Origin of the sequence: Limnochorda sp. L945t (assembly GCF_035593305.1) — a bacterium.
In the GTDB taxonomy this organism is placed as follows: domain Bacteria; phylum Bacillota; class Limnochordia; order Limnochordales; family Geochordaceae; genus Carboxydichorda; species Carboxydichorda subterranea.
Map to the genome: position 1 here is coordinate 1,543,649 of NZ_CP141615.1, position 17,127 is coordinate 1,560,775.

Sequence of the window (17,127 nt, forward strand, 5' to 3'; positions counted from 1 at the left end):
CGGGGGCCTGCCGCCCGGAGCGGGCGCCGGCTCCGGCCCGGCGCCCGCCGCTTCGTCACCGGGCGAGGGGCACGCCCCGGTCCACGTAGTGGGTGTGCAGCAGTTGGTGGCTGCGGGCGCTTCCCGGCGAGCCGAGGTACTCCTGATACACCGCCCGGATCTCGGGGTTCTCGTGGGCCCGGCGGAGCGGGCTTGTCCGGTCGAGCCCGGCCAGCGACTGCGCCCGGCGCTCCACTCTCGCGACCAGGTCCTGCCCGCGCATCTGGCCGCCGCCTCCCACGCACCCGCCGGGGCACGCCATCACCTCGACGAAGTCGAGCTGCTCGTACTCCGGGCTCTCGAGCAGCTCCCGGGCCGCCTTCAAACCGTCCACGACCGCGCACCGCAGCACCCGTGAGCCGAGCTCGACCCGCAGCCGCCGGATCTGCCCCGCCCGGTGCAGCTCCTCCCACTCGAGCTTCTCCTCCGGCAAGTCCTTCCCGGTCGCCATCCAGTAGGCGGTGCGCAGCGCTGCCTCGGCCACGCCGCCCGTACGCCCGAAGATGACCGCCGCGCCCGTGGAGGCGCCCATCAGCGGGTCGAAGGCCTCCGGCTCCAGGCGGGTCGGGTCGATCCCGGCCAAGCGCAGCATCCGCACCAGCTCCCGGGTGGTGAGCACCAGGTCGACCGACCCCTGGAGCTCCTCCCGCTGCGCCTCGAACTTCTTGGCCGTGCACGGCATGATGGAGACCATCACCACGTGCGAGGGATCGAGCCCCTCCTTCTCGGCGTAGTAGGTCTTGGCCAGCGCCCCGACCATCTCGTGCGGGGAGCGGCAGCTCGACAGGTGCCCGAGCCGCTCGGGGAAGTAGTGCTCCACGTACTTGACCCAGCCCGGGCAGCACGACGTCATGAGCGGAAGGGGCGCCTGTTCCCTGGGAGCGGCCAGCCGGTGCACGAGCTCGGCCGCCTCCTCCATCACCGTCAGGTCCGCACCGAAGTCCGTGTCGAACACCCTGGAGAACCCCAGCCGCCGCAGCGCCGCCACGATCTGCCCGGTGATGGGCGTGCCGACCGGTGCGCCGAACGCCTCGGCCACCGAGACGCGCACGGCCGGCGCGATCTGCACCACCACGGTCGTATCCGGGCGTCCCAGAAGTTCCCAGGCGCGCCCCGTGTCGTCCCGCTCCGTGAGCGCACCCGTCGGGCAGTGCACCACGCACTGGCCGCAGTACACGCACGCCGCCTCGGAAAGCGGCGCCTTGAAGGCGGGCGCGACCCCCAGGTCGAAACCCCGCCCGGTAAAGTCGATGGCCCCTATCCCCTGCTGCTCCTGGCAGATTCGCACGCACCGCCCGCACAGGATGCACTTGGCCGCGTCCCGTACGATCGAGGGGCTCGAGACATCGGGCTCCTCCTTCAGCGCCCGCCGGTGGACGCCGTCGGCCCACAGCCCGACCCTGGCGCCGTAGCGCGCCGCCAGGCTCCTGAGCCCGCAGTCGTCGGAACGCAGGCACGACGCGCACTCCTGCGGGTGGTCGGCGAGCAGCAGCTCCAGCACCTGCCGGCGGGCCTTGTGGACCGCCGGCGTGTGGGTGCGTACCACCATACCCTCGCTCACCGGCTGGGAGCAGGCGGTGACCAGCGTCCGAGCCCCGCTCACCTCGACCACGCACAGGCGGCACCCGCCAAAGGGCGCGAGCCCCTCGAGGTGGCACAGGGTCGGCACCTCGTAACCCGCCTGGCGCAGGGCCTCGAGTAAGGTCTGGCCCTGGCGCGCCTCGACGAGGCGCCCGTCGACGGTCAGCCGGACGGTTGGCTTGTCGCTCGCAGCCGTCATCTCACGCCACCTCCACCGCGCCGAACCGGCAGACCTCCACGCACGTCCCGCACCGGATGCACCGTTCGTCGAGGATGGTGTACGGCTGGCGCTTCTCGCCCACGATCGCTTCCTGCAGGCAGCTGCGGGCACACACCCCGCATCCCGGGCAGAGTGCCGGATTGATGCGGTAAGTGAGGTACGGCCCGCAGCGGCGGGCAGGGCAGCGCCCCTCCACCAGGTGGGCCACGTACTCGTCCCGGAAGTAGCGCAGCGTGCTCAGCACCGGGTTGGCCGCCGTTTGGCCGAGCCCGCAGGCGGCGGTCATCTTGAGCAGCGTGCCCAGGCTCTCGATCTCGTCCAGGATGGCCTCGGCCTCCTGCCGGGAGACCCGCTTCGGCCGCCCGCCCGGCGGGCTGACGATCCGCTCGAGCATCTCGTGCAGCCGGGTCGTCCCCTCCCGGCACGGCACGCACTTGCCGCACGACTCGTGGCGCAGGAAGTCGAGGAAGAACCGGGCCACGTCGACCATACACTTCGACGAGTCCATGACGACGAGCCCGCCCGAACCCATGATGGCTCCCGTCGTCATCAGCGACTCGTAGTCGATGGGCGTGTCGAGCAGGCTTTCGGGCAGGCACCCGCCCGACGGCCCGCCGATCTGGGCCGCCTTGAAGTGGCGCCCGTCCCGGATCCCGCCGCCGACCTCGTAGACGATCTCGCGCAGGGTAACGCCCATCGGCACCTCGATGAGACCGCTGTTGACCACGTCGCCCGTCAGGGCGAACACCTTGGTGCCTTTGGACGTGGCGGTGCCGATGCTGCGGAACCAGTCGGCCCCTCGCTCGATGATCGCCGGCACGTTGGCCAGCGTCTCCACGTTGTTGATGACCGTGGGATGGGCCCACAGCCCGGAAACCACCGGATACGGCGGGCGAGGACGGGGCATGCCCCGGCGGCCCTCCACCGAAGCGAGCAGCGCCGTCTCCTCGCCGCACACGAACGCTCCGGCGCCGATCTTGACCTCGATGGTAAACTCGAAGTCGCTCCCGAGGATGCGCCGCCCCAGGAAGTTGTACTCCTCGGCCTGCAGGATGGCTTTCTGGATACGCTCGACCGCGAGAGGATACTCGGCTCGCACGTAGATGTAGCCGTGCCTCGCCCCGATGGCGTAGGCGGCCAGCGCCATCCCCTCGAGCACCCGGTGCGGGTCACCCTCGAGCACGCTCCGATCCATGAACGCTCCAGGGTCGCCCTCGTCAGCATTGCACACGACGTAGCGCTCCGGGTCCGGCTGCTGCGAGGCCATCCGCCACTTGCGCCCGGTGGGGAAGCCGGCACCCCCCCGGCCCCGCAGGTCGGAGCGCTCGATCTCGGCGAGGACCTGCTCCGGGGTCATGGAACGCAGGGCCTTCTCCAGCGCCCGGTAGCCGCCCGCCGCGACGTACTCGTCGATGCGGGTCGGGTCGATGCGCCCGCAGTTGGCGAGCACGATGCGCTGCTGCTTCTGCATGAGAGGGAGCTGATCCACCCGGGGCAGCACCTGCACGCAGGCAGCGGCCGCCGGTGCACCGGCGGCCCTGGCTTCGGCGTTGCCGGCCTCCCGGCCGTTGCCCCGGCCTGCTGCCGGGCCTCGCTCCACGGGGGCCTCCACGTCTCCGGGTGGCTCGCCCAGAGCGACCCCCACCAGGAGATCCTCCGGCACGACACCGTGCACCACGTACCGGTCGACCAGCCGCCGGGCGGCGTCAGGGCTCACGGGGCCGAAAGTCAAGGTCGCCGCCCCCGGGCGCCGGACGTCCACCAGCACTTCTCGCTCGCACAGTCCCATGCACCCGACGCGGCGCACGGTGGCGGACACCCCGGCCTCCTGCAGCGCCTGCTGGAGGGCCTCGATGACCCGCTCGGCGCCGGCGGCCAGCCCGCAGCTGCCCGCGCCCACGCGGACTTCCACCGGTGCGTCAGTCACGCTTCTCGCTCCTCTCGAGGCGGCGCAGCAACCGGACGACCTCCTGGCGGCTCATCCTGCCGTGGATCTCGCCGTCCGCCACCACGACCGGAGCGCGGCTGCAGCACCCGAGGCATGCGACCGTCTCCAGCGAGAACTCCCCATCGGGCGTGGTTTCGCCGGCCCGGATGCCCAGGGTCTGCTCCACGTAGTCCAGCAGCCCCGCCGAACCCCTCACGTGGCAGGCCGTGCCCCGGCATACCCGAAGGGTGTGCCTGCCGGGGGGCTGGAGGCGGAAGAAGTTGTAAAACGTGGCGACGCCGTACGCCTGGGCGAGGCTCATCTCGCACTGCTCGGCCGCCTTCGCGATCTCCTGGCGCGGGAGATACCCGTACTGCTCCTGGATGCTCTGCAACATGGGAATGATGTTGGGCCGCGTGGGGGTGCTCGCACTCGCCAGCCACCGGGCACGGCGGGTGGTCGCCGGCCCACGCGAGGCCGTGGACCGCCCGTGCTCCGTCGCGCTGCGCCGGGAGGGCCCTGACGAGGACCTTGCATCCCTGGGTTGGACCGCCACACCCACACCTCCTCGGTGATGTGCCCGTGACCACTTTCACGATACGCCCCTTCGATCGTCACCTTTTCCGCACCACGGCGGCCATTGACAGATGTCCCTACGCGCCTGGGATGATCGTCATCCCGCCGGGATCGTTTTCGGCCCTCCGCTCCCTTTCGCCCGCGAACCGTCCCCGGGCCGTGACGCCTTGCCCCGCCCGCGCCGTGCGGTGGCCCCCGGGCCCTTACCCGATCGTCGTTCCCTCTGAGCGGCCGGACAGGGAACCCACGCTCCGCGCCGAAGGGACCGGTCCCAGCACAACGCCTTGGGAGGTTTTCGGCAGATGCACTATCGCACGCTGGGCAAGACAGGCCTGCGGGTCTCGGAAATCGGGTTCGGGGCCTGGGGCATCGGCAAGAGCATGTGGGTGGGCGCCGAGGATGCGGAGTCGATCCGGGCGCTCAACCGGGCGATCGACCTGGGTCTCAACTTCATCGACACGGCGCTCGCGTACGGCGACGGCCACAGCGAACGGCTGGTGGGCCAGGTCGTGCGGCAACGCTCGGGACCGATCTACGTGGCCACCAAGGTACCGCCGAAAAACGGTGAGTGGCCCGCTCGCCCCGGCGTACCGGCGGGGGAGGTCTTCCCGGGCGCCTACGTCGTCGACTGCGCCGAGCGCAGCCTGCGTAACCTCGGCCTGGAGACCATCGACGTCCTGCAGCTGCACGTCTGGTCCGACGAGTGGGTGGGCCAGGGCGACTGGCTCGATGCGGTGCAGCGGCTCAAGGCTCAGGGCAAGATCCGCTTCTTCGGGATCTCCATCAACGACCACCAGCCGGACAACGCCCTGCGGCTGATCGAGACGGGCGTGGTCGACACGGTGCAGGTGATCTACAACATCTTCGACCAGAGCCCCGAAGACCGGCTCTTTCCGGCGTGCCAGCGGCACAACGTGGGCGTCATCGTGCGGGTGCCCCTGGACGAGGGCGGCCTCAGCGGGCGTATCACCCCCGACACGACCTTCCCGCCCGGCGACTGGCGCAACGACTACTTCCGTGGGGACCGCAAGCGGCAGGTCTACGAGCGGGTGCAGCGCATCCTCCGGGACCTCGCCATCACGGCCGAACAGCTGCCGGAGGTCGCGCTTCGCTTCACCCTGAGCCATCCCGCCGTCTCCACCGTGATCCCCGGCATGCGGTCGGTCGCGCACGTGGAGCGCAACGTGTCCGCCGGGGACGGCAAGGGGCTCCCGCCCGAGCAGCTCCGAAAGCTGAAAGCGCACCGCTGGATCCGCAACTTCTACGGCGACTAGCGGGCAGCCGGCGGGTGTGCCTCCCGCCGGCTGCGTACATCCCCCCACCGGTGCCGCGACCCCTTCGGTGCTTGACAGTCCGCAATAGTTGAGCTAGTTAACTAAGAAGGTGACGGCACCGGTGGAGGTCTTGCTCCTCATCGCGTCGAGGATGGTGCGCGAGCGGCCCGCGAACGGCCGCCGCTCCTCCCGCGCCTTTCGCCGGTCGCACGGCGCGTCTCGCCGGTCGCCGCATACCCCTCGCCTGTCGCCCTATACTCCACGCCTTTGCATCTGTCCGCGGCGGGAAGCGAGCGCGGCAGCCGCCTGCATCCGCCGGCCGTCGCGCGGCGCGTTCCCGCATCCTGCGTGAAGCAGCCCTGCGGGCCCTGCCGGCCGTAGCGGGCAGTTGGCCTGCGCATGGCACGGGCTCATGGCCGCGTACCACGGGTGTTGGGTACAGATTTCGGTTTGGGGGGAACTCGCGTGTCCACCTGGATGGTGGCTTTCAACGTAGCGGTGCTGGTGGGTCTCCTGGTCGTCCTCTACGCCCTGCAACGCAAGCACCTCTCCTTTTCCGGGCGGGTCTTCGCCGGCCTCGGGCTCGGGCTGGCGCTCGGCCTCGCCATGCAGCTGGCCTACGGGGCAGAGTCGGACGTGGTGAAGCGGTCGACGGAGTGGTTCGCCATCGTGGGCAGCGGCTACGTGCGCTTGCTGCAGATGGTGGCCATGCCGCTCGTCTTCGTCTCGATCCTGAGCGCCTTCACCCGGCTCAAGCTGGCCTCGGACATCGGCAAGATCGGGGGCCTCGTGCTCATCGTGCTCCTCACGACGACGGCCGTGGCCGCCTCCATCGGCATCGCCTCGGCGCTGGGCTTCGGGCTGCACCGCTCCGGGCTCGCCACAGCGGCGGCCACGGCGCCTCCTGCCGGAGAGCTGGAGGCCCGCTTCGAGCGGGTCCAGTCGCAGACCCTCCCGCAAAAGCTCCTCGAGCTCGTGCCGGCCAACCCGTTCCTCGATCTGACGGGCGCCCGGCCGACGTCGGTCATCGGGGTGGTGCTCTTCGCGGGGCTGCTGGGGCTCGCCTACCTGGGGCTCAAGGAGAATTCGCCGGAACAGGCCGGAGACTTCGCCCGGCTGGTCGAGGCCCTCTACGGGGTGATCCTGCGCCTGGTGCGGATCATCTTGCGGCTGACGCCGTACGGTATCCTGGCGATCATGGCCCGGGCGGCGGCCACGAGCAACCTGAGGGCCATCGTGAGCCTGGGCGAGTTCGTGGTGGCGTCGTACGTGGCGCTGGCCGTGATGTTCGGGGTGCACCTCCTGTTGCTGCTCGGGGCGGGGCTCCATCCCCTCACGTACGCGCGCAAGGCGCTGCCGGTCCTGAGCTTCGCCTTCACCTCACGGAGCAGCGCGGCCACGCTGCCCCTCAACGTGAGCGCCCAGCGGCAGCTGGGGGTGCCGTCGGGCATCGCCGACGTGGCCGCCTCGTTCGCGCTGTCGATCGGGCAAAACGGGTGCGCCGGCGTCTATCCGGCCATGCTGGCGGTGATGACGGCGCCCGCCGCCGGGATCGACCCGGCCTCGCCGGCCTTCCTGGCGACGCTGCTGGCCGTGGTCGTCCTGAGCTCCTTCGGGGTGGCCGGGCTGGGCGGTGGCGCCACGTTCGCGGCGCTGCTGGTGCTGTCGACCATGAACCTCCCGGTCGGCCTGGTCGGGCTGCTGATCTCCGTGGAGCCGCTCATCGACATGGGGCGCACGCTCCTCAACGTGAGCGGCAGCATGCTGGCGGGCATCCTGACGAGCCGCCTCACCGGCAGCCTCGACACGGGTGTCTACGCCGACCGCAGCCGCACCGTCGAGGTAACGGGCTGAGCCGGGCGGTCGAGGCACTGGAGCAGCACGAGAGCGACCGGCTCTGGGGGGAGCGGCACCGCAGGAACCGGAGGGCCGCCGCCGAACTGGCCTGGCGATGCCGACGCTGGAGGCTGCATGGGACACCCGTTTTCTCAGGATCTGGACGGCCCCGTCTCCGGCCGGATCTGTGCAGGATGGCGAAGATAGGCGGCGTCACGGGGCGCGTCCCGTCGAGCTTCCGGTGCAGCAGGCCCTGGCATGGCTGGCGAAGTGGCCCGCTGACCGCAGCGGCGTGGCTCGGATCCCGTGGACGCCGCCCGGCGGGGCAACCGTGCAGGCCGTCGCCGGGCCATCGGTCAGGTACTGGGCCGAGGTGGCTCGCTTCGCCCTGGAACTGGCGGCCGCGCAGCAGTTCGTCCCGTACTTGACCGCGACCGGGGAGGCCCGCTGGTACCCGGCCCGCTTCTCGCCAGACCAGGTCCGGCGCGTGCGGGCGTTCGCCGCCGCCATGCCGCCCGAGTGCCGGAGCGCCGCTCCCTCGACGCCGGCCGCCGAGCTGCTCCTCGATTTCCTTTCGGCTGCTCTCGACGCCACGGTACGACAGGCGCTCGCGGCCGCCGCCCCGGAGCGAGCGGATCTGGGCGGCTTTCAGCCGGCCCGCAGCCCAAGCAGGCGTTTGGCCCAGAGGGCAGCCGACGACGAGGCGGTGCGAGAGTGGGTGGCCGCGCTCACCCGCTCCGCAGAGCCTCCCTCCTCCGAGAACGGCAAGGCCCGCAGCCGACTGAGGCGCGACAGGCAGGACGGGGCGGCCCGGCAACGCCTTCGTTCGGCGCTGCACGCCTGGTTGCGGCCGCTGTTCGAGGAGCCGGAGGCCGAGTTCCGCACCTGTTTCCGCCTCGTGCCGCCCGGCACGCCGTCGACACCCGGCGGGCCAGAGACTTCCGGCGATGTGCCGTCGCCCGCCGGCGGCGAGCCGGCATGCGGCGATCAGCCGTGGCTCGTCCAGTTCGTCTTGCAGGCGAAAGACGACCCGAGCCTGCTGGTCGAGGCTCCCCGGGTGTGGCAGGAACGCTCCTCCACCCTCGCCTATCTCCGACGGCGCTGGCGCAACCCCCAGGAACGGCTCCTCGCCGACCTCGGCCGCGCGAGCCGTCTCTTCCCGCCGCTGCAGCGCAGCCTGCAGGAGCCGCGGCCCACCGGGTGTCCCCTTTCGACGGACGAGGCGTACCGCTTCCTGCGGGAATGGGCGCCGGCGCTGGAACAGGCCGGCTTCGGCGTGCTCATCCCCGGGTGGTGGCGCAAGCCCGAGCGGCCCGCGCTGCGCCTGACGGCCCGCAGCGCCGCCGGTCCGTCGGCCTCCCGCAGCGCCGGCCTGGGGCGCGAGGGGCTCGTGCAGTTCCACTGGGAGGTCGCGCTGGGGGGCCAGGTGATCCCGGCCGACGAGTTCCGCCGGCTGGCGCGCCTCAAGCTGCCGCTCGTGCAGGTGCGCGGGCAGTGGGTCGAGCTCGACCCGGCCCAGGTGCAGCAGACGCTGCAGATGCTGGAACGGCACGCCGTCCGGGAGGGCACCGTCGCCGACCTGGCGCGCATCTTCCTCTCGGGCTCCGTCCCGTCGGGCTCCGTCGAAGGCCCCGCCAGCTACGCTCCCGGCGACGGGGCGGGGGCCATCGAGGTTCGCAGCATCCGGGCCGACCCGGCGCTCACGAAGGTGCTGGAGCGGCTACGGGCGCTCGCCGGGCACGGGAACGGCGGCACCGCCGGGCAGGGCGGGGTGCAAAGCAACGGCAGGGGGGCCAGGCAAGGCACGGCCGACGGCGCCGCGCTGCCGGCCGTCCCGCAGCCCGCGGCCTTCGCCGGGCAGCTTCGCCCGTACCAGCTCCAGGGATTGGCATGGCTGTGGTGGCTCGACAGCGCCGGGTTGGGGGCCTGCCTGGCCGACGACATGGGCCTGGGCAAGACGGTCCAGATCATCGCGCTGCTCCTGCACGAGCGGCAGGAGCAGGCGGCCGGCGACGGTGCCGGGCCGGCTCGCGTGGGCCCGACCCTCATCGTGTGCCCGATGTCGGTGGTGGGCAACTGGCAGCGGGAGATCGAGCGGTTCGGCCCGACGCTGCGGGTGCTGGTGCACCACGGCCCCCAGCGCCTCACGGGGCGCCGGTTCGCCAGGGCTGCGGCAGCCTCCGACGTGGTCATCACGACATACGGGCTGGTGCACCGGGACTTAGAGGCGCTGCAGGCCGTGCGCTGGCATCGGGTCGTCCTCGACGAAGCGCAAAACATCAAAAACCCTTCCGCGCGCCAAAGCCAGGCCGCCCGGGCCCTGCCGGCCGCCCGGCGCATCGCCCTGACGGGCACGCCCATCGAGAACCGCCTCTCCGAGCTGTGGTCCATCATGCACTTCCTCAACCCCGGCTATCTGGGCTCGGCCCAGGGCTTTCACCGCCGTTTCGCCATCCCCATCGAACGTTACGGCGACGAGCGCCAGGCCGCCGTCCTGCGCCACCTGGTAAGGCCGTTCGTGCTGCGGCGGCTCAAGACCGACCCCCGGGTCGTGCAGGACCTGCCCGAGAAGATGGAGATGAAGGTGTTCTGCCCCCTGACGCCCGAGCAGGCGACCCTGTACCAGGCGGTCGTCGACGACCTGATGCAAGAGCTCGAGAGCATCGAGGGCACACCGGCCCAGCCGCCGGGCGACGACGGGGCCGGCGAAACGGGCGGCGGGCAGCCTGGGGAGGCCGCCGGCGCGCCGCCCGGGATCCGGCGCCGCGGCGTGGTCCTGGCGGCGCTGACCAAGCTCAAGCAGATCTGCGATCACCCGGCCCTTTTCCTGCAGGACGACAGCGCGCTGGAGGGGCACAACGGGGAAGCGCGCTCCGGCAAGCTCGCGCGCCTGGCCGAGATGCTCGACGAACTGCTGGCGGCAGGCGACCGGGCGCTGGTCTTCACGCAGTTCGCCTCGATGGGCTCCCTGCTGGAGCGCTACCTGCCGGCCCGCCTGGGACAGCCCGTCCTCTTCCTGCACGGCGGCACCCCCAAGCGCAAGCGCGACGAGCTCGTGGCAGCTTTCCAGGGTGGCGAGGCGCCGGTGCTCGTGGCCTCGCTGAAGGCAGGCGGCGTCGGGCTCAATTTGACGGCGGCCAACCACGTCTTTCACTTCGACCGCTGGTGGAACCCCGCCGTCGAGGACCAGGCCACCGACCGGGCTTTTCGCATCGGGCAGCGGCGCAACGTGCAGGTGCACAAGTTCATCTGCCAGGGCACTCTCGAAGAACGCATCGACCAGCTCATGGAACGCAAGCGTGGCCTGGCCGACCGCATCGTCGGCGCCGGCGAGCAATGGCTCACGGAACTCACCAACGCCCAGCTGCGGGAGCTCCTGCGCCTGTCGGCCGACGCCATCGGAGGCGACGAACGTGACTGACTGGGGACGCTACAGCCCCTGGCCCGAGCGGACGCAACCGATACCGGTCGAGGGCGGCATACGCGCCCGCAGCCGGAAGGGAGCCATCGGCGAGACGTGGTGGTCGAGGCGATGGGTGGCGGTGCTCGAGTCGTTCGGGTACGGCAACCGGCTCGCCCGGGGGCGGGTCTACGCGAGGCGGGGACAGGTCCTCGCCATCGACGTGCATCCCGGGCAGGCGAAGGCTCGGGTGCAGGGCTTCCGGGTTACGCCGTACCGGGTCGAGATCCGCTTGCCGGTGTTAACGGACCCCCAGTGGGAGGCGGCCACCCGGCAGATGGCGAGCCGGGCGGTGTTCGCAGCGCAGCTGCTCGCCGGCGAGATGCCGGAAGACATCGAGGAGGCCTTCGAGACGGCCGGGCTGAGCCTGTTTCCCAAGAGCAGCCGGGAACTCGTCACGTCGTGTTCGTGCCCGGATTGGGCTAACCCGTGCAAGCACGTCGCGGCCGTCTACTACCTGCTGGCGGAGGAGTTCGACCGGGATCCCTTCCTCCTCTTCACACTGCGGGGGCGCACGAAGGAGCAGCTTCTCGAGGCGCTGCGGGCGTTGCGCGCCGGGGCGCCCGAGAAGGCGATGCAAACATCCTCCGATACCGCCGGTTCATCCGATACCACCGGTTCACCGGCCACGGATGGCGTCCCGGCCGCGAACGGCGGGCCGGCGGCGGGCGCCATGCCGGAGGCGGAAGACCCTTTGTTCGACGCCTTGTTGCGGCCATTGGCCTCTCCCGCCGCCCAGAGCGCCCCGAGCGAGCTTCCCCGCCTCGCCCGCATGCCGGCGCCCCCCGCCGTCGATGCGGCCATCCTCCGCCAGCTCGGACCTTCCGGGATCACCCTCTCCGGCCGTGACCTGGTCGAGGTGCTGGAACCCGTCTATCCCCTCGTGACCCGGTACGTCATGCGCCTGAGCTCGTGCGAGTAGCGCCTGCGGCGCGACGCGGCCCCCTCTTCGAACTGCCTGTCCTCGTCCGGCTCTCCTGCCAGCGGCTCGTGGACGGTAGTCCTCAGTCCACAGCGACGAGTCCACGAGGACGCCCTTGCCCGCCGCCAGGCCATAGGCGCCGGGCCATGGCTACTCTCGCCGCCCCAACTCGTGCAGTTGCCGGTTGAGCCGGCCAACTGCGTCCAGGATCGCCGGATCGTCGGTCTTGATGCGCGCGACCAGCTCTGTGGCCTGGTTGAAATCGCCCTCCTGCAGGCTCAGAGCCGCCAGGTTGAACAATACGGCCGGGTCATCCGGCATCAGCTTCCGGGCCATCTCGAGATAGACTCTGGCTTCTCGCAGCTTTCCTTCCTTGCGCAACAGATTGGCGTACGTGACGGCAGCCGGCGGCCACACGCGCTCGCCTTCCAGCAGCAGTCCCTCCAGGATCTTCTTGGCTTCCTCGACCCTGCCGGCGTCCCTGAGTGCCAGGGCCTCCCGGTGCTTCTCGTCCAATTCCGGATCGTGGCCCATGACGACCGGCTTCTCGCGAAACGTCACGTACTGGACCCGCCCGTCGACGAGCACCCGCACCTTCTCTCCCAGCGCGAGCACGCCCGCCCGGACGAGCCCTTGGGCGGCGTCCATCTTCTGCCGCATCGTGGTGCGGTTCGAGAGGAAGATGGATCTCGCCAGTTGCTCGCCCCATTCGCCGGTGTAGGCCACGAGGGCCGTCAGTGCCGCTCCGCTCTCCTCGGGCCTGGCCACTCCGCTCTCGCGGTCCGCCTCTCGCCCGCCGCCTGCCCACGTCTCCCGCACCACCCGGTTCCACCCCGATGCCCCGCTCCCCAGCGTCGAGCTCAGGAGGAGCATCCGGTGCAGCGGATCCCGGGTCACCCGTTGGGCGATCTCCGCCACCCCGTCGTCGTCACCTCGGGCCTTCTCGAGCTCGGCAGCGAGATGCTCCGTCTCAGGCGTCTCGTACGGCAGGCGAAAGGGGGGCACCAGTCCGGCCTCGCAGAGCTGCGCGACCTCGGCGAACGCTTCCACGAACTCCCAGCGGCGCTCGTGGCTCTGCCGCCACGCTCGGCAAGCCGCCTCGAACCGCCGAAGATTGAACGCCGCAATGCCCCCGAAGTAGTGGCTTTGCGGGAGTACGTGATGAGCGCTCCATCGCCGGTAGAGATCCCACGCCCCCCGGTCGTCGCCCAGCGTCCCGGCCGCATGCAGGATGACGGCCGTGTATTCGAGCCACGTCCGGCGTGGCCCCGGGAACGTCGCTGCAGGGCCGCGCTCGAAGGCTCGCACCGCGGCGTCGAGGTGGCGGCGGGCGGCCTGTCGTTCGCCGAGCTCGTGACAGCACCGGGCCGCAATGGCGTGAGCAAACGGGTGGCCTGCGCCCTGTTGCGGCACCGCTGAATCGGACTGCGGCTGCGGCGCCGGCTCCAGGTTGGGCTGCAGGATCTTCAGAGCCTCTGCCGGGTCCTTGCGGTGCTCCAGCACCACCAGGGCCAGGTTGTTGAGCGCCGCGGGGATGGGAGATATCGCGGTGGCGCGCTCGAAGCATGCGAGCGCCCGCTGCATGTCCCCGCGCTCGAGGGCCGCCCGCCCCTCGTCCACCATGCGCTCGGCTTTCACGGCAAGGCCACCGGCGCCTCTACCCACGCCCGGGCCACTCCCTCCCGGAAACACCGCTCGCCGCCGCACCGGAGTCGCTCCTTCCATGACCACGCCCGGCTGCCCTTCCCCGGCCTTCCATTCCGGCCAGCTGCGCGATTTCCTGCGGCCCCATAGACAGCGGGTGACCTCGATGTCCTCATGCGAAAGGCCGACCACTCCCCATCGGGCCCGCGGCCTCCGCTTCTTCCGTGTCGTTGCCGATGAGCAGGCGCAGCGCTCGGTGGTTGGTGGCGTCCCGGCGAACCACGGCGTTGCGCCTGGTGCGGCTTTTTCATGGCCACGTGTGGGGGTCTTAGCCTGGCCACGGACAGACCGTACTGGGGTCGCGACCAGAAGCTACCGACTTGCAGTGCCGTGGTTGGAAGAACCCTGGCCATTGCCCTCACCCCTCATCTCGTTCCCCTCTACCAACGGCCGGAGCATGGAAAGCAGTTGCGGAAGGTCCCGCTGGACGGTCTCCCACACCAGGTCATGCCTGCCGTATAGCGCTGGATTTTACTGATGGCATCCAGGATGTGACGAACGAAAACCAGGTCGTCACGCTCGGCGGGCATAGATGACCTCCATCGACGCCAGGATACGGTCCTTCAGGTAAGGGCTCAGGCCGTCCGGTGTGACCAAGTCAACCTTGCGGCCGAGCAGGGTTTCCAGCTCCTCAAGGATGCGACAGTACTCCAACAGCCCCGTCCGGACGCCCGGGTTAAACTGAACCAGCACGTCTACGTCGCTATCGCTCCGGAAGTCCTCCCTTAGGACCGATCCGAAAAGCGACAATTCCTGAATATCATGCTTTTGGCAGAATCGCGCGATGGCCTCTGAGTCCAGTTCCAACCTAACGCCCACCGCTTGATTGCGCTCCCCTCACCCCGGGTGATCGTCCGGCGCAGCCACTCGGTGAGCCGCTTGCCGACGACGACCGTCGCCGCCGTCCGTGGCTCCCGGTACCCACTCCCATCCGCACCACAGGCGCATTGACCCTCGGGATGGTGTCGGCAGGCCCAGTATACCACGCCGCGGCCGTAGCGCTCCCGCTGCCGCCGACCAGGGTCCAGGCCAGCTCCAACCGCCTGCCCAGCTCCTCCGGGCCCGAGACCCCCATTCCGCTACCCCCGACCATCTGCCCGTCGACGCTTTACCCGGCCCCGTTAGGATCCGCCCCGCCCGCCCGGGCTCGTGCAGCGCCATGCGCCGCCCGCCTTCCTGTCGCACGGCATTACAGACCCGGTGACGAGGGGCGGGAGACAGCCGCCAAGGCTCCCCTTCACCGGACCCCGCCGCGCGCCGCTTCCTCCAGCCTGGCCAGTTCACCCAGGGCGCCCCTCACGTCCGCTGCACTGAAATGGGGCTTGAGCGCCAGGACGTCCCTCACCGTGCGTTCACTGTCGCGTCGCTTGCCGTCGAGCCCCTTGTGCAGGTAGTAGGTCGTCGCCAAGAGCTCAAGTATTCTCACCGGTCGGTGCCCCAAGTGCTCAACCGCCGCGGCGACCATCTCCTCCGGCTCTCGGGACACCTGCACCTGTTGCCCCAAAGCGGCAGGCCCGAGACGGTAGTGCACCCCGTAGCCACCCCGATCCGGCTCCGCCCGAAGCCAACCCCGCACCGCGGCTTTGCCCGAATTCCATTCAGGCTGCTCATTCCACGTGACCGGGCCCGCCTGTAACGGCGCCCTGCTCGCCCCCGTCCTTCACCTTGCGCCGGCCATGTCGGCGAGGATCGCCTCCATTGCACGCTCGACTTCCTCGGAACTCAACAAGGCGATCCGCGCCAAAGGGAGCTGGACTTCCAGCCTCTTGATCGCCTCGTGGCCCAGGAAGTAACCGGACTGGCGCCATCCTTCGATGTCGTACCAGGATCCGAAAAACTCCCTGGTCGACTCTCCTGCCCGGACCCGCCGCAGGAACTCCTGCGCCAGCTTGACCTGGCTGTCGCGGCACCAGGTAATCCAGTCCCTGGCACCGTCCCGATGCCCGTGCTGCTCATGCCAGCTGTCATAGCCCATGACGATGTGCTCGCACCGCTGAGCAAAGCCCTCCGCATAGAGCGTCCAAAACGGCCCGCTCTGCTCCCCCTCGAGCTCGAAGACCCCCCGGCACCAGGCATGGAAAACATGCCCCAGTTCGTGTGCGGTGAGACCGGCCAGGCTCTCTCGCGTGGTCCAGCCGCATTCGGCGATGTTCTCGAGCCCGAAGAGGCATGCGTGTTTCCCCTGGTAGGTCGTGGCCCAGCCCGCCCCGCAACCTAGACCCACGTAGATGACGACCATGACCTCGCAGTCCAGCCCCAGGTGGTGCTGAGCCTGCCGATAAACCGGCCCCACGACCTCGGCCAGGTCGCGCTGTATCTGGGCCATCACGGGTAACCGGGCCGGCCAGGAGGGCAGCACGCGCTCGAGCGCCACACGCCGCCAATCTTCGCCCCCACGGGCATAATCCTCTTGCTGCTTACGGAGAAGCTCAGGGTAGGTCGCCATGTATCGGGCGACCCAGGCGTCCAATTGCTCCTCGGGCGACAGCCGCGCAGCCGCTTTCCACATTTCGAGGAACTCGGGAAACGTGTTGACGATTCTGTACAAGGCCCCATCTCCCACCCCGCGGAACAGGCGCCTCGATGACGCCACCGCTAGCTACTTGGACGGTGCCGGTAAGCCCCCTCAATGGTCAACCCAGCATGCAGTGCAGCAGAGCAGGAGGCACGACCCCATGCATGGCAGGCCCCTCCACGTGTGGCCTCCCCGCCCGGCATCGGTACCTCCCCCGCCGCCATCCATCCCCGCTCGTACACCGCGTTGAAGCAGCGCCGGTGCTCACCCGCCACCGCCGGACCTGCTCCAGGCTCGCCAGATACCCCTCGACCGTCCGCCCGAGCCCGGCCTCGAAGGGCGTGTTCGGTTGCCACCTCAGCTCCCGCCGCACCTTCTCGCTCACCACGGCATCCAGCCAGTCGTGCCCGTCCTGATACCGTCGGCCGTGAAGTCGCAGTCCACGCGCGTCTGGGTGGGTGGAAGGTTGGGAAGCGTCACGGACAGCATTCGGGAGGCGACCGTCCCGCCCCGGACCAGGCGCGCCGCACGCTCCGCAAGAGCAGCGTCTTGCCGGTTCCCCCGGGGGCACGCTGGGCGGCGGCCCCGCTACCTCTACGTTGCTTGGATTGAATAGATCCTGGCTCGCTCATTCGCCTTGAGGCGTCCAGGATCTCAAGGCCGACCAGATTGCCTCTGGCATCAGAGTCAAGAATGACGCCCAGCCTGTCTTCATCGCTTTCCGATACCGGTGCCTCCCGCAACACGATGGTCAGCTGTCCGTTGCGGCCCATACCTGATCTTCATCAAGGTCGCCTCCAGTACTTGTCCATCTTGCTGGTTCGGTAGGCTGTCACCACTTGGGGAGGCTGCCTGTCTACGTCCACGAACACACCACGCAAATGAGCGGTAACCCACCATCAGTCCGCACCACCGATTGCGAGGCCCGCGACCAGTCCGAACGCCGCCAGCAAGACCATCTTGATCAATCTCGCAACCTGAGGCTCCAGGACGATCTTGGCTACACGAGCCTTGGCGTGGCCTAGCCTTACGGACCGACCAGGCTGCGTGTCCAAAGTGTAGCACCCTCCGCA

12 protein-coding genes are annotated in these 17,127 nt (G+C 70.0%); 4 read left to right on the forward strand and 8 right to left on the reverse strand.

The window, feature by feature from the left end; translation table 11 throughout:
* Positions 1-55: 55 nt before the first annotated feature.
* From U7230_RS07305 to nuoE, 3 genes are read right to left on the reverse strand one after another with little or no spacing between them, the layout of a single operon-like run.
* Positions 56-1,819 (reverse strand): [FeFe] hydrogenase, group A, encoded by a 1,764-nt coding sequence (locus tag U7230_RS07305; protein ID WP_324718062.1) that lies wholly within the window; start codon positions 1,817-1,819, stop codon positions 56-58.
* 1 nt (position 1,820) lies between these two features.
* Positions 1,821-3,767 (reverse strand): NADH-quinone oxidoreductase subunit NuoF, encoded by a 1,947-nt coding sequence (locus U7230_RS07310; RefSeq protein ID WP_324718063.1) that lies wholly within the window; start codon positions 3,765-3,767, stop codon positions 1,821-1,823.
* Positions 3,760-4,323, reverse strand: a complete 564-nt coding sequence (nuoE, locus tag U7230_RS07315; protein ID WP_324718064.1) for an NADH-quinone oxidoreductase subunit NuoE — start codon at positions 4,321-4,323, stop codon at positions 3,760-3,762. The genes U7230_RS07310 and nuoE overlap by 8 nt, the downstream gene beginning before the upstream one ends.
* Positions 4,324-4,645: 322 nt before the next feature.
* On the opposite strand from nuoE, the gene U7230_RS07320 reads away from it, so the two are divergent.
* From U7230_RS07320 to U7230_RS07335, 4 genes are all read left to right on the forward strand, one after another.
* Positions 4,646-5,617, forward strand: coding sequence for an aldo/keto reductase (locus U7230_RS07320; RefSeq protein WP_324718065.1), 972 nt, complete (start codon positions 4,646-4,648; stop codon positions 5,615-5,617).
* A gap of 477 nt (positions 5,618-6,094) precedes the next feature.
* Entirely contained in the window at positions 6,095-7,471 is a 1,377-nt protein-coding gene (locus U7230_RS07325; RefSeq protein ID WP_404980650.1) for an L-cystine transporter, read from the forward strand.
* Between the two features lie 97 nt (positions 7,472-7,568).
* The gene (locus U7230_RS07330; protein WP_324718067.1) at positions 7,569-10,874 is read left to right on the forward strand and encodes a DEAD/DEAH box helicase; all 3,306 of its coding nucleotides are present in this window, start codon (positions 7,569-7,571) and stop codon (positions 10,872-10,874) included.
* The gene (locus U7230_RS07335; protein ID WP_324718068.1) at positions 10,867-11,835 is read left to right on the forward strand and encodes an SWIM zinc finger family protein; all 969 of its coding nucleotides are present in this window, start codon (positions 10,867-10,869) and stop codon (positions 11,833-11,835) included. Before U7230_RS07330 ends, U7230_RS07335 begins: the two co-directional genes overlap by 8 nt.
* Before the next feature lie 150 nt (positions 11,836-11,985).
* Here U7230_RS07335 and U7230_RS07340 read toward each other — a convergent pair whose 3' ends face one another.
* The 5 genes from U7230_RS07340 to U7230_RS15420 all read right to left on the reverse strand — a co-directional run bounded on the left by U7230_RS07340 (position 11,986) and on the right by U7230_RS15420 (position 16,827).
* Positions 11,986-13,500, reverse strand: coding sequence for a tetratricopeptide repeat protein (locus U7230_RS07340; RefSeq protein WP_324718069.1), 1,515 nt, complete (start codon positions 13,498-13,500; stop codon positions 11,986-11,988).
* A gap of 552 nt (positions 13,501-14,052) precedes the next feature.
* Complete coding sequence (locus U7230_RS07345; RefSeq protein ID WP_324718070.1) at positions 14,053-14,358, reverse strand: nucleotidyltransferase family protein; 306 nt, start codon at positions 14,356-14,358, stop codon at positions 14,053-14,055.
* A gap of 418 nt (positions 14,359-14,776) precedes the next feature.
* The gene (locus U7230_RS07350; RefSeq protein ID WP_324718071.1) at positions 14,777-14,947 is read right to left on the reverse strand and encodes a hypothetical protein; all 171 of its coding nucleotides are present in this window, start codon (positions 14,945-14,947) and stop codon (positions 14,777-14,779) included.
* Positions 14,948-15,199: 252 nt separating this feature from the next.
* Positions 15,200-16,087 (reverse strand): hypothetical protein, encoded by an 888-nt coding sequence (locus U7230_RS07355; protein ID WP_324718072.1) that lies wholly within the window; start codon positions 16,085-16,087, stop codon positions 15,200-15,202.
* Between the two features lie 443 nt (positions 16,088-16,530).
* A complete protein-coding gene (locus tag U7230_RS15420; protein WP_404980590.1) occupies positions 16,531-16,827 on the reverse strand; it encodes a DUF2283 domain-containing protein in 297 nt (98 codons plus the stop codon).
* Positions 16,828-17,127 lie beyond the last annotated feature (300 nt).